This is a genomic window from Thioalkalivibrio thiocyanodenitrificans ARhD 1, from assembly GCF_000378965.1.
Lineage (GTDB): Bacteria > Pseudomonadota > Gammaproteobacteria > Ectothiorhodospirales > Ectothiorhodospiraceae > Thioalkalivibrio_A > Thioalkalivibrio_A thiocyanodenitrificans.
The window spans coordinates 1466129-1482430 of record NZ_KB900536.1; the positions used below are offsets into that span (position 1 = coordinate 1466129).

The window sequence follows — 16302 nt, forward strand, 5'->3', positions numbered from 1 at the left end:
TCCTCAGTCCCGGGTTGTCTCGAAGTGATACACGGCCACACCACGGCCCGCCGCACTGTCCATCAGCACCTGCACCCGCCAGGTCATGCGCTCCAGCACGCACATGGGCAGCAGCCCGTCGCCGCGGAAGATGCCGGGCTCCACTGGTTGAAGCCGCGGGCGGTTGAAGCCCATCTCCATCTCCTTGCCGCTGAAGTCCACCGACACGGTTTCTGCGGCAACACCCTCGTGGCGCACCTGGATGGTGAACGGATACAGCATGCGGATCGGGCGCGGCTCGATCTCCAGTTCCACCCAGCCGCCGCCTTCCAGGGACACGCGGCAGGGGCCGGCGTGCAGGTCACAGTCGCCGTCGGCCTCCGCCAGCCACGCGGGCGGCTGGTCGCCGTCATCCAGCAGAGCCGCCAACCGGGGCTGGAGCAACCAGGCCAGCAGCACGAGCAGGATCAGGGCGGCAAACGAAAGGACAGTGAGACGGGGCATGGGGTTTGTTCCGGTTCGTCATTCGGGAAAACCATGGTCCCCGCAATAGACTGCTCCATCGCGACGGCGGTTCGGTTCAGACACCCCGGCAGACTTCGCCAGTATCACATTGCGAGAACCATGCCAGACTCCTACCCGGGAGAAGCGCCCGGGAAACAGTCACTTGAGACCGATCACGCATCCGGCCCGGCGCATCGATGGGGCATCTGCCACGCCGTGGTGTGTGATTTGCCACAGAAGGCCCCGCAGTGCGTGGCGGCCATGGGTATGCTGATTTTGGCCACAGAGGTCACAGAGGTCACAGAGGACACAGAGGAAAGAAGAAACAGGGATTGTTCGTTCGCTGGCCATGCCACGCGGACTGGCAGGCACCCCGACCCATGCTTTTCTCTGTGCCCTCTGTGACCTCTGTGGCAAAAAAACACTCCCTCGTATAACACCCAACCCTCAAGCCCCGCGCCGGGCGTGGGCCGGACGGAATGCCTGAACGAAGTCCTCCCGCGTCTCCAGATACGGCCCCTCGATCAGGTCGATACAGTAGGGCACGGCGGGGAAGACCGCCTCCAGGCATTCTGCGATGGCCGAGGGCTTGCCCGGCAGGTTGATGATCAGGCAGCGGCCGCGGATGCCCGCGGTCTGGCGGGACAGGATGGCTGTGGGAACATGTTGCAGGGAGACCGAGCGCATCAGCTCCCCGAAACCGGGCATGAGCTTGTCACACACCTGTTCGGTGGCCTCCGGGGTGATGTCCCGCGAGGCCGGACCGGTACCCCCCGTGGTCACCACCAGGCAGCAGCCCTCCCCGTCAGCCAGGTCGCGCAGCGCCCCGGCCACCAGGTCTGTCTCGTCGGGCACGATGCGCGCCGCCGGCGCCCAGGGGCTGGCCAGCGCCTGTTCGAGCCATGCGCGGATGGCGGGACCGCCCCGGTCCTCGTACTCGCCGCGACTGGCGCGGTCCGAGACCGTGAGAATGCCGATTCGTGCGGGTGACGACTGCTGCATGGATACGTCTCTCCGGGCATGTAGCGAAACCATACCCGCTACGATGGCCGGAGCGGTGACCCGGGTCAATCACGGCGGCTTGACCTGGCGCAAGGCGGTTACCGTCGCCGGCCGGATAATATGTGAAGTTACGAACATCACGACGGGCGCGAAATAAAGCTTCTTTCTCGCCAGGAACGCCGCGCACGCCCGGAAACCCGGCCAACAGGTAGGTTGGGGTGAGGAACGAACCCCAACATCCGATGTCTGATCCCGGCCCATGCTGTTGGGGTTCGCGCGGCTCACCCCAACCTACGCATTTTCTGATTCCCGGGCGTGCGCGGCGTTCCTGGCGAGAGATCGTCCCGTAACCTTCACGCCCTTTGCCCCTTCGTGAGCCTCGTGATGGCGCCATGTTTTCCAGTGCAATCCCGGCACCCCGCGGAGAAACCCATGCATGAAACTCACGCGCCCGTGGTGGGCTACACCATCCGCAACCAGCGTTACATCAACGTCACCAACCGCTGCACCCTGCGCTGCGCCTTCTGCCCCAAGTTCAACAAGGTCTGGGATGTGAAGGGGCACGGCCTGCGCATACGCGACGAGCCGGACGTCGGGGAGATGATCGCCGCCGCGGGGCAGGATCCCGGGACGTGGGACGAGGTGGTCTTCTGCGGCCTGGGGGAACCCACCCTGCGCCTGGACGAGGTGCTCCGGGTGGCCGCCGCCGTGCGGGCGGCGGGCGCCCGCCGGGTACGCATCAACACCGACGGCCTCGCCAACCTGGTGCACGGGGAGGACGTCACCCCCCGCCTGGCCGGCCTGGTGGACGCCCTGTCGGTCTCCCTCAACGGCCAGAATGCCGCCGTCTACGACCGCCACTGCCGACCGCTGCATGCGGGCGCCTGGACGGCCGTGCAGGATTTCGTGCTCCGGGCGCAGCGCCACGTGCCGGAGGTAACCCTCACCGCCATCGACGGCCTCCCGGGGCTGGATATCGCTGCCTGCGAGGCGATTGCCCGGACTCTCGGCGTCCACTTCCGCCGCCGCGTGCTCGATGACGTTGGCTAGTGTCGTGTCCCGTAAATATCTTGCCATTCAGCGCGGCTGTGCAATTCCACCAGGTTGTTCACAGAAAAACTGAGAGCCGCAGGGCGGACAAGCGAAGGGCATCCGCCGGGCACCTTGCCCATGGCGTGAAAGGCAAACACCCCCCCCGCACCATAGGTGCCCAGTCCCCTGGGCGATCCGGGCCGGCACCGGTGGATCATTCTTCGCCCGGGGGACCGGGCTCCTACGGGGAGACCCCGGCAGCCGTAGGGCGGATAAGCGGAGCGCATCCGCCGGGCACCTTGCCCGCCATCCGCGGCCGAGGCATGCCCGGCGGCCCCCGAATGGCGCGGATGCAAGGCGGTGCCTGTCGTCGTTTCCAATCGGCCGTGCGGCCTCGAAGCACAAGGCACCCAGCGGGCGCGGCGGGTGCGTACTCCGGACAGGTCGGGGTGAACTTCCGGGCCCGGAAACCGGCATGGACAGGAAACACGCCTGGCAGTTGATCCAGATCAATGAACCCAAGATATTGGGGTGCAGGAGCGTCTCGACCCCACTATATAGTCTCTTCCAAGAATGGCCCGGCACGAAACCGACCGGGCCGCACCACCTCAAGGGGGAGACGCGATGACACCCAGTACCGCCCACGCACAGGGGGCCGGCGCCCCGGTCCACCTGCCCACCAGCGTCGTCAAGCGCAACGGCCAGCGGGCATCCTTCAACGGGGAGAAGATCATCTCGGCCATTCGCCGCGCGGGGGCGGCCACGGAGGAGTTCGACGCGCAAGAGGCACGCCGCCTGGGCACGCAGGTGGTCAAGGTCATCGCCCACCGTTTCCAGGGCGAGGCGCCGGCCATCGAGCAGATCCAGGACGTTGTCGAGCAGGTGCTCATCAGCGCCGATCACTTCCGCACCGCGCGGGCCTACATCGTCTACCGGGAACAGCACAAGCAACTGCGCCAGGATCGGCGCACCCTGGTGGACGTGGCAACCTCCGTGAACGAGTACCTGCACCGCCAGGACTGGCGCGTGAACGCCAATGCCAACCAGGGCTATTCCCTGGGTGGACTGATCCTCAACGTGTCGGGCAAGGTGATCGCCAACTACTGGCTGAGCCACGTCTATCCCGCCGAGATCGGCGAGGCCCATCGCGAGGGCGACATCCACGTCCACGATCTCGACATGCTGGCAGGCTACTGCGCCGGCTGGTCGCTGCGTACCCTGCTCCACGAGGGATTCAACGGCATACCGGGGAAGATCGAGGCGGGACCCCCGAAGCACCTTTCCAGCGCCGTGGGCCAGATGGTCAACTTCCTCGGCACCCTGCAGAACGAGTGGGCGGGCGCCCAGGCCTTCAGCTCCTTCGACACCTATCTGGCCCCCTTCGTGCGCAAGGACCAGCTGCCCTTTGATCAGGTCAAGCAGTGCATCCAGGAGTTCATCTACAACCTCAACGTCCCCTCGCGCTGGGGCAGCCAGACGCCGTTCACCAACGTCACCTTCGACTGGGTGTGTCCCGAGGACCTGCGCGAGCAGGTGCCGATCATCGGCGGCGAGGAGATGCCGTTCACCTACGGCGATCTGCAGGAGGAGATGGACCTGATCAACCGGGCCTACATCGAGGTCATGACCGCGGGTGATGCCCGGGGCCGGGTGTTCACCTTCCCCATCCCTACCTACAACATCACCCCCGACTTCCCCTGGGAGTCGGACAACGCCGACCGCCTGTTCCACATGACCGCCCGCTACGGCCTGCCCTACTTCCAGAACTTCCTCAACTCGGAACTCAAGCCCAACATGATCCGCTCCATGTGCTGCCGGCTGCAGCTCGATCTGCGCGAGCTGCTCAAGCGCGGCAACGGCCTGTTCGGCTCGGCGGAGCAGACCGGTTCACTGGGAGTGGTCACGGTCAACTGCGCGCGCCTGGGCTATCTGTTCCGCGGCGACCGCGAAGGGCTTTTCGCCCGCCTCGATGCCCTGCTGGAGCTGGGGCGCAACAGCCTGGAGATCAAGCGCAAGGTGATCCAGCACCACATGGACGCGGGCCTGTTCCCCTATACCCGGCGCTATCTCGGCACCCTGCGCAACCACTTCTCCACGCTGGGCGTGAACGGCATCAACGAGATGATCCGCAACTTCACCCACGACGAGCACGACATTGCCAGCGAGTGGGGCCATGCCTTCGCCGTGGAACTGCTGGACCACGTGCGCGCCCGGCTGACGGAATTCCAGGAAGAGACCGGCCACATGTACAACCTGGAGGCCACCCCCGCCGAGGGCACCACCTATCGCTTCGCCAAGGAGGACAAGCGCCGTTTCCCGGACATCCTCCATTCGGGCAGCGACGATGGGCCCTACTACACCAATTCCAGCCAGCTCCCGGTGGGCTACACCGACGACCCCTTCGAGGCCCTGGAGATGCAGGACGCCCTGCAGACCCGCTACACCGGAGGCACGGTGCTGCACCTCTACATGAGCGAGCAGATCTCCAGCGTCGAGGCCTGCAAGGCGCTGGTGCGGCGGTCACTGGAGCGCTTCCGGCTGCCCTACATCACGGTGACGCCCACCTTCTCCATCTGCCCGACCCACGGTTACCTCTCCGGGGAACACGCGTTCTGCCCGAAATGCGACGCGGAGATCCTGGAACGCAAACGAGCCGAAAGCGCCGAGAGCGCCCATCTCAACTGAAAGAGGAGACGAGAACGATGCAGCAAGTGACCATGCAACACTCCGAACTGCGTGACGAGGAACGCCAGCGCTGCGAGGTCTGGACCCGCGTGATGGGGTATCACCGCCCCGTGGCCGAGTTCAACCCCGGCAAGAAGAGCGAGCACGGGGAGCGGCAACACTTCCGCGAACACAGGGCCGCGTAAGCGCAATACGTAGGGCGGATAAGCGCAGCGCATCCCCCGGCCACTGCCCGGGCATGCCGGATGCGGTTGCGCCTTATCCGGCCTGCAGATCGACCAACGTGCGTTCCCTGTATGCCTGCCATCCCGGCGAGCGCGATGCCCAGCAAAGTTTCTTCATGTCTGAACAGCCGGATTCACCCAATGTCATCACCCGTCACGGAGTTCCACAAAGCCATGGGCCGCCCCGGTGAGGTTCCGGAACTCTCTGTGGGCGGACTGACACAGCTCACCACCCTGGACCTGCCAGGCCGCCTGTCGGCGGTGGTCTTCTGCCAGGGCTGTCCCTGGCAGTGCGGCTATTGCCACAACCCGCACCTGATCCCCCGGGGGACCGGCGACCGCCCCTGGTCCGATGTGCTCCATTTCCTCGAACGCCGCCGCGGCCTGCTGGACGCGGTGGTCTTCAGCGGTGGCGAACCCACGCTGCAGTCCGGCCTTGGGCAGGCCCTGCGGGAGACGCGCGAGATGGGCTTTCTCACCGGCCTGCACACCGGCGGGCCTTACCCCGAGCGCCTGGCCCGGGTGCTGCCCCTGGTGGATTGGGTGGGTTTCGACCTGAAGGCCCCGCTGGAGGAGTACGCGCGCATCACGGGCGTGCCCGGCAGCGGCGCGCGCGCGGCCGAGAGCGCCCACCTGCTGATGGCGAGCGGCGTGGATCACGAGTTTCGCACCACCGTGGACCCGTCGCTGCTCGATGGAGTACAGCTCGAAAAGATGACCCGCTGGCTGGCGGCGCGGGGCGTCATGCGCCACGTCCTGCAGCGATGCCGACCACCTCCGGTGCACCTGGCGGACCCGCTGGACGACCCCGCCCTGCTGGAGCGCCTGCGGGCCCATGTGCCCGAGGTGGAAGTGAGATGAAGGCAGTGGCAAGTCTCAAGTGGCAAGCCCCCCAACCCTCCCCCGCGTCGTGGGGAGGGGGTCTTATACTCCTCCCTCTCCCTCAGGGAGAGAGCCGGGGTAAGGGTGACTCTCCTTGCCACTTGAGACTTGAGACTTGCCACTGCCTTTATCAGGGCAGACCAGGCAATCCGACTGCATGTGATCGTCCACCGGCTCGCCGAAGGGTCGCGGCACCACATCACGAACGCGGCATTCCCGCTCCAGGAAACGATCCAGCCACCGGGCGGCCTCCGGGAAGGGTGAGGCGGCATCGTTGCGTACCAGCCGCGCGGTCAGCGCGCCCTGCCAGCGCCCCAGGTGATCGTTGAGAAAGTCCCGCGCGGCATCGCGGGTCACCGACTCGCGCTCGGACCAGCCGTTGAAGCACGCGTACGCCTCCTTGGCCAACAGGGTGGCGTAGAACTCCAGTTGCACGGCCAGGTGGTCCGGCCGCTCGGGGGCGTCCTCGCGGACATCAATACCGAATGCCTGGTAGAAACCACTCACGTCCGCCAGTTCGGCGGAGGGTCCCGCAAGCATCCCGGCACTGCCGTAGGCCGCGGAGTGCAGCGGACAGGGTGTGCGCCCGAGAAACAGTCGTGCATACTCGGCACGCAGTGCTTCACCCTCCCCGTCATCCCAGGCGGACACGAACGCGGCCAGGGCGCGCCGGGCTTCGCCCTCTTCCGCGTCCCAGCGTGTCATGAACGTTGCCAGCGACCTGTAGAGGGCTTCGCTTTGTCCCGGCTCCGGATAGGCGAACAAGGGGGCCAATGTGCCGCACCGGTAGCTGCGATCAAGCATTGCCTGAACCTGCATCGACGAATCATCGCGCGCTTCGACTCTCACGGATCATTCCCCGACGGTCAGCGGCACCCAGTTGGACCACGCCTTGCGCGCGCCCACCTCGCCGCGAGTGCCGTTCCATACCGCAAAGGCGGCCGTGGTCTCGATACCGGGCGAGAACTCCGGGTCACCGGGGTTCTGGGGCGTCATAGGGCGCGTGATGGCCACCCGCCATCGACCGTCCTTCCACACGCCCCAGCCGTCGGCCTGCTGGACCGGCTTGACCGTGAGCGTACCCCAGCCCTTGGCCACCTGGTCGAGCACCGGGCTGTCGAACGGACGGGAGACGGGATTGTCCACGCCGAGCCCGCCCGTATAGGCGCGCGCATCCGTGAGGTTGAGCACCTCGTCCGGGTAGACGTCCACCAGCGCATAGGGATAGAGATCCCGGATATCCGCCTGGCCCTCCGAGAGGTCGCGCTGGAAGGCGGCCCGCCACTGCAGGATGTTCACCAGCCCGCCGGGGTTGCCCATCATGGGGCTGGCAGGGGACTGCACGGGAAACTGCACCGCCACCTGGTCGCCGAAGCTGTCGGAACGCAGGATGTCTTCCGGCTTCGGATCCTGCCACTCCACGAGCACGCCGATCCAGCGGCCGTTGTGCACGGCGCGCACGGCGAGCTCGGTGACCGCGATGTCCGGGTGATGCGGCAGGGTCACGATCTGGGGATGCATGGTCACCTGCGCCGCGGGGGCGTTCGCCCAGTAGGCCGCCTCCGGGTCCTTGAGCGGCCCGGGCGCGTCCACGGCGACGGCGCTGATGCCGTTCGCCCCGGCTGCCGCTGCGAGAAACAGCGCCGCAAGCGCCGCGGTTCCCTTTGCGAGTGTCTGCTGCAACATGTGCGTACACCTCAGGTCACATTGGTCCGCCAGGTGTCGAAGCGCGCGTCATAGGCCTCCCGGATGTACGTCGGCTCCTTCATGGGCACCCGGACCACCTCCGCGCCCTTGTCATTGAAACCGATCACCGTGCCGCCCTCGATCCGGAAGTGATGGATGATCTCCGCCGTGGCGCCGAAGAGCAGCATCGCGGCGAGCAGCTTCGGGTCCTCGTGCGCGCGCCGGTAGGTATCGATGGCCTCCTCCACGCCCCAGCCGAACATCTGCCGCAGGTACTCCGGCGGTACGTGCACCGGCGGGATGTAGTAGGTGTTCGGTTCAAGGCCGAACTGGGGATAGAGCGGCCTCGCCACCTTCGCCACGTGGATGATGTAGTCCATGGGATTGTCTTCCCGGGCCTGATCCGGTGTGGTGATAAACCCCTGCAGGCGGATCTTGCCGATACAGGTGATGGTGCACTGGGTCTGTCGATCGTTCTCGATGGCGGGGTAGCAGCCGATGCACTTCTCCGATACCCGCGTCATCGGGTTGAAGAAGACCTTCTTGTAGGGGCAACCGGTCACGCACTCCCGGTAGCCGCGGCAGCGGTTCTGATCCAGGAGCACGATGCCGTCCTCCTCGCGCTTGTAGATCACCTTGCGAGGACAGGCGGACAGGCAGGCGGGATAGGTGCAGTGGTTGCAGATGCGCGGCAGGTAATACATCCACTGCATGTGCGGCATGCTCAGCCATGCCCCCTGACCCATCTCACCGGTACAGTCGTCCTCGCCGACGTTCGGGTAGGCGTAGTCCTCGTCCTTCGGCCGGTAGCCCAGCACGACCTCGCCCTCCGGGGCCGCCTCGAACAGGGTCTTGCCGTGGTAGACGGGACCGTCCATCGTCTGCACACCCTGGCGGTCGAGAATGTTCACGTCCCATCCCAGCGGGTAGTAGCCGTAGGGCTTGGTCTCGACGTTGTTCCAGAGCATGTACTCCTGGCCGCGGCCCGCGGTCCAGGTGGTCTTGCAGGCCACGGTGCAGGTCTGGCACGCAATGCACTTGTTGGTGTCGAGGATCATGGCAAACTGCCGGCGCGGGCGCATGCCCTCGTAGGGGTATTCCATCTCCCGGCCCAGTTGCCAGTTGTAGACGCTCGGCATATCGGATCTCCTCAGGACTGTCGCTTCGCGACGGCCTTCACGTAGCCGCCCGACAGGTAACGTTTCAGGGCCTCGCTCTCGGAGGCGGGCCGAAGCCCGAGGGTCACCGGCCGCCACAGGCCCTCCCCGCCGATACCGCCCGGCTCGGCCCGCGTGATCTTCGCCATGGCCTCGCGGGGCGCCCCGGTGACGCAGTGCACGTCCGCGGCGAAGCCTTGGCCCTGCACATGGCTGAAGAGCTTGCGCCACACCAGGGTGTTGGTCTGGTGCGTGGGCTTGAGCCAGGAGCGGGTCAGGCTCTGGTGTCCGCCGTAGCGGAACATGGCCTGGTAGTTGGTTTCCGGGTTCTTGGCGATGCCGTCCTCGCGGGTGCTGTGACCCTTCACGGAACCCGGCGTGGACATGTAGCCGTTGAACCACATGCGCGTGATCCCGGGCGGCGTGCCGGGGTAGTAGCGCGCCCGCGCCATGAGCCGCGCTACCCGGTAGGCCTCCTCCTTGCCCTCATCCTGCCAGCCGCGGAAGGGCAGTTCCTCGGGATCCCCGTCGATCCATACGTAATCGCCATCGGCGATGCCCAGCGCCTGCGCATCGGAGGGGTTGATGTCCACGTACATCTCGCTGGTGCCGGGGATGCGCTTGTCGCGGCGGTAGATGTCCCCGAAGGGCCCGAAGAGCATCATCATGTAGTCGGTATCGATGGGCGTGGTGTGCGCCCCATGCCGGTACTTGGGCGTGTGGAACACGTAGCGAAAGCCCTGATCAAGCAGCGGGTGCTTCGTCTTGAGGAGCGCCTCGCCGTCGAACAGGGCGTTGCGCATCTGCCGGGACTGGTGACCGCGATCATCGGCAGCAATCCCCCAGTCCGCCGGCTGTTTCGGTCTCAGCGCCGGATGATCCTTCGCCAGGATGGCGCAGGGTTCATGGAAGGTGGCATCAGAAGGCTCCCGGTAGACCACCAGGTTCTCCCCCGCCTCGATGAATTCGGGCTCGGGGCGGTAGAACTCCAGGCGCCCCGTCTTCGTGTACCAGGGCTTCGATTCGCTGACCTGCTCGTAACTGAAGATGCGCGGATAGGTGCGGTTGTTCACCAGCGCCGGAATGCCCTGCCGCGCCAGACCGTTGAGGTTGTGGAAGCGGTAGCCGCGCAGGTTGGCCGAGTGATCCAGGATCCGCTGCAGGTAGACATCGACCCGGTTTTCCTCCACGAAATGCCACATGTCGGTGAAGCGCCGGTCGCCGGTGACCCCGGTGAGCGCGCGGCCCACCAGCAGGTAGGTCTCCAGGTCGTGCACGGTCTCGTAGGTGCGCCGCAGCGGCGTCGCCGGGAAGACCTGCAGGAACGGGTTGGTGTTGGACGCCGTCATGTCCGGATACTTGAACTCCATCCAGGAGTCCACGCCGTAGACGATGTCGCTGTACTCGCAGGAGGCCGTCCACCACCAGTCGTTGTAGACCACCACCTCGCAACTGGGCAGCGTGTTGTTGACGACGTCGTAATGGCCCTTCTGGTTACCGAGGCTGGAGTTGGAATTGGTCTGCCAGATGGCCTTGGTAGGCGTGGGCACGTGGCCGCCGGTGGTGATGACCTTGTCGCCGGCCTGCATGATGCGTTCGCCGTTGGCCCAGTAATGCAGCGATTCGTAGCGGATGGTGCTGCGCGTGGACACCGTGCCGTGCGCATCGAGCTGGACGTTGAAGGGATCTTCCGAGGTCCACTGGCCGGCCCCTGAGAACAGGGTCACGCGGTAGTTGCCCGCGTAGCTGCCGATGTTGCCGCCGTGGCGGCCCACGCTGCCGGTGAGAGCCACCAGCATGAAGATGGCCCGGTCCTTGTTGTCGTTGTTCCAGAACTGGTTCGGGCCCATGCCGCACGGAATCAGTGTCTTGCCCGCATGCCTTGCGATGTCGCGCGCCAGGCTTTCCACGGATTCCTTCGGGGCCCACGTGATCGCCTCCACCTGCGCGGGAGTGAGATTGTCATCGATGTACTGCCGTGTCAGGTCGAAGACGGGACGAACCTCGACTGTCCCGCCGTCCGCCGTCTTCACCTGGAAGCTGCCTTCGAGCGCCGGATCGACCCCCAGGGCATCGAAGTGGTCGCCCAGCTGGTCCGTGCCCACGGCCACCGGCTTCCCGGTCTTCCTGTCCCAGACAACGAAATCGGAGAACTCGTCCTTCAGGGCATGGGGGATGTAGCGGCCGTTCTGCTGGTGGACAGGGGGTTCCTTTTCGGCTTCGCTGAGGATATGGGTCCAGTTGTCCGGCTTTCTCTCCTTGTGACCGGGAAACACGTCGCGGGCCTTGAGATGTTCCAGGGTATCCATGCGCACCAGTGCGGGCAGGTCGGTATAGCGGCGCACGAAGTCCTTGTCGTAGAGGCCCTCGCGCATGATCACGCCGGCCATGCCCAGTGCCAGCGCCGGATCGGTGCCGGGGCGGATCACCACCACCTCATCGCACTTGTTGGCCGTGGCCGAATATTCCACGGTGACCGCGACAGTCTTGGTCCCCTTGAGGCGCGCTTCAGTAAGCCAGTGGCTGTCCGGCATCTTGGTGCAGATCCAGTTCATGCCCCAGATGACGATCAGCTCGGCGTTTTCTGCGTCGTGGAACTCGAAGTCGTTCGTCTGGTCGCCGCACACCATGGTGTGCCCCGGCGGCAGATCCGTGTGGAAGGAGTAGGAATCCCAGGCCCCGGCACCCTTCGCCTCGCCGGGCCCCACGCCGCGCACGTGATGATCCAGCAGCGCGAGGCTGTTTCCCATGCGGAAGGTGCCCAGCAGGCGCGCCGCGCCCAGCTTCGCCATACCACCGCGGACCTTCATGGTGCGCGTGCCCGCACCCTCCATGGCATCGATCATGGACGGGTGATAGCCCTGCGCCTCCAGGTAACTCCGCCCGGCATCCCCCGAGTACGTCTCGGCGATATTGGCCAGCGCCTTCGCGTGATAGCGGGCCGCCTCCTCGTGGGACACCTTGACCCAGGAATCCCAGCCGCGGTTGAGCATCTCCTTCGGCGGCATGCCCGTACGGCGGTCGCGGGGAAAACCCTTGTCCACCCATTCCTTGAACCCCTTGCGCAGGAAGGCACCGCGTACGCGACGGTCACCGTAGAGCCGGCGCGTGAGCACCAGCCCCTTCTGGCAGCAGCGCGGATCCCAGCGGGAGGAGGCGGTGTTGCCGTAGAGGTCGGTGGCCTTGCTGTAGCCGTAGGTGGGCTCGATGCGCGTGAGCACCTTGTTCTTGTAATAGGCACGCAACAGGCAGTTGTGGGTGTCGTTGGGGGCGCAGGTGAAAACGAAGGAGCCATCGCTGCGGTAGATGTCCCGGTAGATCTGCTCCCAGCCGCGGTCCGGATACGCGGCCAGCGGATTGTCCACCTTCACCGGCGCCAGATAGCGAAACTGTGCCAGCAGTTCACCAGGCGCCGCCAGGGCCCCGAAGCCCGCGACGCCCGCCAGCTTCAGGAAACGGCGGCGTGAAAGGGATACCCCATCGAAACGGTCAACCATGGTCGCAATCTCCGGTCAATCGTTTTTCTTATACGCAGATAAGGCGCACGCATCGGAAGTACCTAGCAGGTTGCATGGAATCCGGGGACACACCCGGCCGGATTGTTGACCTAAGTCAATTCAGGGACGGCAGAATGCCATGAGACGGGAGATGAGAAATGGGAAGTGTTTAAGGGCAGTGGCAAGTGGCAAGTGGCAAGTGGCAAGTGGCAGGTGGCAGGTGGCAGGTGGCAGGTGGCAGGTGGCAGGTGGCAGGTGGCAGGTGGCAGGTGGCAGGTGGCAGGTGGCAGGTGGCAGGGCAGGATGATAATGGAGTCTGTAATTCTTTTTGTGTAACTGCCTATCCCTGAGTGGCCCGGATTCGCTCGCCATGTTCGATTTCGAATCGATGCATGGCGGCCTTCCAGTTCTGGATGGGCCGGGTCCAGCGCTTTGAGGCGCTCTGCACGGCCAAGAATACCACCTTCATCGCCGAGGCATCGCTGGGGAAGACACGCCGGTTCTTGGTGGCCTTGCGGATGACGCTGTTGAGCGATTCGATGGCGTTGGTGGTGTAGGTCACCTTGCGGATCTCGGGCGGATAATCAAACAGCGGGATCACCTGTGCCCAGTGCCGGCGCCAGATCGGCCCAATGCTGGGATAGCGCTCGCCCCAGACGGCCTCAAAGGCAGCAAGCTGCGCCTCGGCCTGCTCGGCGCTCGCGCTGTGGTAGATCTGGCGCAGGTCTCGGCACACCGCCTTGCGCTCCTTCCAGGAGACGTAGCGCACGCTGTTTCTCACCATGTGCACCATGCACAGCTGCACCCGCGCATGGGGGAAGGCCGCCTCGATGGCATCGGGGAAGCCGCTCAGCCCGTCCACGCAGGCGATGAAGATCTCCTTGACCCCCCGGTTCTTAAGCTCGGTGAGCACCGAGAGCCAGAACTTCGCCCCCTCGGTTTCGGCCAGCCACAGCCCCAGCAACTCCTTCTCGCCCTCGGTGTTGATNCCCAGCGCCAGGTACATCGATTTATTCACCATGCGCCGGTCCTGGCGCACCTTGAGCACCACACAATCCAGAAAAACAATGGGATAGACCTCGTCGAGCACCCGGTTCTGCCAGGCCTCAACCTGCTCGATCACCGCCTCGGTGACCCGCGAGACCAGGTTCGCAGACACTTGCGCCCCGTACATCTGCTCAAAGGCCGAGACAATGTCGCGCGTGCTCATGCCCCGGGCATAGAGCGCCAGGATCTGATCATCAAACTGTGTCAGCCGCGTCTGGCCCTTGCCCNCCAGCCGCGGCTCGAAGCTGCCGTTGCGATCCCGGGGCGTGGCAATCTCGACCTCCCCGTGACTGCCCTTGAGCGTCTTGCGGCTGAATCCGTTGCGACTGTTGCCGCTGTGGTGCCCAGCCGGGTCGTGCTTGGCATAGCCCAGGTGCGCCTCCATCTCCGCGCCCAGCGCGGTTTCCACCACCAGCTTCATCAGCTCAGCGCTGAAATCACTGAGATCCTTCTCCGTCTTGATCCCCTTGGCCAGGCGCGCCGCCAACTCCTTCTTCTCTTGTTCTTGCATCTGCTTGCCTCCCGTTTCAGCTACCATAAACAGAAACAAGCAGTTACACAGATTTAATTACAGTCCCGAGTGTAGCCGGTAATACCCCGCCCCTCATGGCGGCGCCGGCTGCCCTCTTTCAACCTTCAACCTTCAACCTTCAACCTTCAAGGCTCCGAAGGAGCCTAGAAATGTCTTCCGGCATCGGTGCTTCCCAGGCCATCGATTCGCCTGTTTTCGGGTGAACCAGTTCGAGGCGCGCCGCGTGCAGGGCCTGCCGGCGAAAGGCCTTGAGCGCTCCCCGGGCGGCTGCCGACAGGCCGGCAGGTAGTTTCAGGCGTCCCCCGTAGACAGGATCGCCGACGATGGGGTGATGGATATGCGCCATGTGCACCCGGATCTGATGGGTGCGCCCGGTCTCCAGGTTCACACGCAGCAGCGTATGCGCGGCAAAGCGCGCCTGCACGCGGTAGTGGGTGACGGCAGGCTTGCCGCCGGTCACCACGGCCATGCGCTTGCGATCCACCGGATGACGGCCGATGGGGGCCTCCACCGTGCCGCCGGCCACCACAACCCCCTGGACCAGCGCCAGATACTCGCGGCCCACGGCGCGTGCCTGGAGCTGGCGCACCAGATCCGTATGGGCCTCCAGGGTGCGCGCCACCACCAGCAGTCCGGAGGTTTCCTTGTCGAGACGATGCACGATGCCCGCCCGGGGCAGGACCGCCAGGTCGGGGGCATGGTGCAGGAGGGCATTGACCAGGGTCCCGGCCCGGTTGCCGGCGGCCGGGTGCACCACCAGTCCCGGCGGCTTGTTGATCACCAGCAGGGTATCGTCCTCGTAGATCACGTCCAGGGGAATGGGCTCGGGCAGGTCACGGGATGCCGCCTCTGTCCGGGCCCGGATGACCACCCTTGCCCCGGCGCGGGCCGCATCCCGGGGGCGGGGAATCTCGCCGTCCACGCGCACCCAACCGGCCTGGATCCACTGCTGTATGCGGCTGCGGGAATAGTCCGGGTACATGCGCGCCAGCACGGCGTCCAGCCGCTGCCCGGCCATGTCATCGGGCACCTGTCCCTGCAGATCAATGATCTCGTGTTCGCCCGACAAACTGGCGCCCCCCTGCATCGTGTTTATCCTGCCCCTATCCTACCGCGCAGCGCGGCTGTACGGACCCGCCGGGGCGTTGCGTCCGCGGCCTGCAGGGTCCTGCGCCCATGCAGCGCGGAGGCGCCTTTCCCCCGCCCATCGGGCAGGCCCCGGGGAGCAGCATCTCTGTGGGACCGGACACGGGTGCGGTATACTGCACCACATTACTTCAGCCCCGGTGCCCCATGACTTCCATGCGCCAGATCACCCTCGCCGCCATTGCCGCCCTGCTCTCCATTTCCCTGATCGCCGGCTGCGGGACCAACCGCCAGGATCCCACCCGGGACTGGTCACCGAGCCAACTCTACAGCGAGGCCCGGGCAGCCCTGGACCGCGGCAATTTCGATCAGGCCGTCGGGTACTACGAGAGCCTGGAGGCCCGCTACCCGTTCAGCCGCTTCGCCCAGCAGGCCCAGTTGGAGGTGGCCTATGCCTACTACCGGGCCGACGAGCCCGACATGGCGCTTGCCGCTGCCGACCGCTTTATCCAGATCAATCCGCGCCACCCCTACGTCGACTATGCCTACTATCTCAAGGGCCTGGTCAATGCCAAGCGGCATCAGGGGTTCGTTGACCGCTGGTTTCCACGAGACGTCCGGGAGCGCGACCCGGAGCCCCTGCGCCAGGCCTTTGAGGATTTCAGCACCCTGGTGCGCAACTTCCCGGACAGCCCGTACGCGGATGACGCCCGGCAACGCATGATCTACCTGCGCAACATGCTGGCCGGCCATGAACTGTACGTGGCGGAGTTCTATATGCGCCGGGGCGCCTGGCTCGCGGCGGCCCAGCGCGGACGCATGGTGGTGGAACGCTACCACGAAAGCGACGTCACGCTGGACGCCCTCGAGATCATGGTGCGCGCTTACCGGGAACTGGAGCTGGATGACCTGGCCGAGGATGCGCTCCGAGTACTGGAGGTAAACGACGCAGCGCGGGCCGCACGCCTGCGGGGCAGCTGAGACAAAGC

At 65.5% G+C, this 16302-nt stretch carries 13 protein-coding genes; 5 read left to right on the top strand and 8 right to left on the bottom strand.

What is annotated here, in order from left to right; genetic code table 11:
* Positions 1-3: 3 nt before the first annotated feature.
* Both THITHI_RS0106890 and mog read right to left on the bottom strand, forming a co-directional pair.
* Positions 4-483: a hypothetical protein gene (locus THITHI_RS0106890; RefSeq protein ID WP_018232344.1), complete on the bottom strand. Its 480-nt coding sequence runs from the start codon at positions 481-483 to the stop codon at positions 4-6.
* Between the two features lie 447 nt (positions 484-930).
* The gene (mog, locus tag THITHI_RS0106895) at positions 931-1485 is read right to left on the bottom strand and encodes a molybdopterin adenylyltransferase (protein WP_018232345.1); all 555 of its coding nucleotides are present in this window, start codon (positions 1483-1485) and stop codon (positions 931-933) included.
* A 432-nt stretch (positions 1486-1917) separates the two neighbouring features.
* Here mog and THITHI_RS0106900 point away from each other — a divergent pair, with 432 nt between their 5' ends.
* From THITHI_RS0106900 to THITHI_RS0106920, 4 genes are all read left to right on the top strand, one after another.
* Positions 1918-2535: a TatD family nuclease-associated radical SAM protein gene (locus tag THITHI_RS0106900; RefSeq protein ID WP_018232346.1), complete on the top strand. Its 618-nt coding sequence runs from the start codon at positions 1918-1920 to the stop codon at positions 2533-2535.
* A gap of 606 nt (positions 2536-3141) precedes the next feature.
* Entirely contained in the window at positions 3142-5202 is a 2061-nt protein-coding gene (locus THITHI_RS0106910) for a ribonucleoside triphosphate reductase (protein ID WP_018232348.1), read from the top strand.
* A gap of 17 nt (positions 5203-5219) precedes the next feature.
* Positions 5220-5387, top strand: a complete 168-nt coding sequence (nrdD, locus tag THITHI_RS21085) for an anaerobic ribonucleoside-triphosphate reductase (protein WP_018232349.1) — start codon at positions 5220-5222, stop codon at positions 5385-5387.
* Between the two features lie 180 nt (positions 5388-5567).
* Entirely contained in the window at positions 5568-6287 is a 720-nt protein-coding gene (locus THITHI_RS0106920) for an anaerobic ribonucleoside-triphosphate reductase activating protein (protein ID WP_018232350.1), read from the top strand.
* Positions 6288-6350: 63 nt separating this feature from the next.
* On the opposite strand, the gene THITHI_RS18605 is transcribed toward THITHI_RS0106920, so the two are convergent.
* From THITHI_RS18605 to rluD, 6 genes are all read right to left on the bottom strand, one after another.
* The gene (locus THITHI_RS18605) at positions 6351-7157 is read right to left on the bottom strand and encodes a TorD/DmsD family molecular chaperone (RefSeq protein ID WP_156820492.1); all 807 of its coding nucleotides are present in this window, start codon (positions 7155-7157) and stop codon (positions 6351-6353) included.
* Positions 7158-7160: 3 nt separating this feature from the next.
* Complete coding sequence (locus THITHI_RS0106930; protein ID WP_018232352.1) at positions 7161-7994, bottom strand: ethylbenzene dehydrogenase-related protein; 834 nt, start codon at positions 7992-7994, stop codon at positions 7161-7163.
* Between the two features lie 11 nt (positions 7995-8005).
* Complete coding sequence (locus THITHI_RS0106935) at positions 8006-9133, bottom strand: 4Fe-4S dicluster domain-containing protein (protein ID WP_018232353.1); 1128 nt, start codon at positions 9131-9133, stop codon at positions 8006-8008.
* A gap of 11 nt (positions 9134-9144) precedes the next feature.
* Positions 9145-12648, bottom strand: a complete 3504-nt coding sequence (locus THITHI_RS0106940) for a molybdopterin-dependent oxidoreductase (RefSeq protein ID WP_018232354.1) — start codon at positions 12646-12648, stop codon at positions 9145-9147.
* 340 nt (positions 12649-12988) lie between these two features.
* Positions 12989-14206, bottom strand: coding sequence for an IS256 family transposase (locus tag THITHI_RS0106945; protein ID WP_018232355.1), 1218 nt, complete (start codon positions 14204-14206; stop codon positions 12989-12991).
* A 139-nt stretch (positions 14207-14345) separates the two neighbouring features.
* Positions 14346-15314 carry a 23S rRNA pseudouridine(1911/1915/1917) synthase RluD gene (rluD, locus tag THITHI_RS0106950; RefSeq protein ID WP_018232356.1) on the bottom strand — a complete coding sequence of 323 codons (969 nt, stop codon included), beginning with the start codon at positions 15312-15314 and terminating at the stop codon, positions 14346-14348.
* 215 nt (positions 15315-15529) lie between these two features.
* Between rluD and THITHI_RS18610 the strand changes: the two genes are divergently transcribed.
* The gene (locus THITHI_RS18610) at positions 15530-16294 is read left to right on the top strand and encodes an outer membrane protein assembly factor BamD (RefSeq protein WP_018232357.1); all 765 of its coding nucleotides are present in this window, start codon (positions 15530-15532) and stop codon (positions 16292-16294) included.
* Positions 16295-16302: the final 8 nt, after the last annotated feature.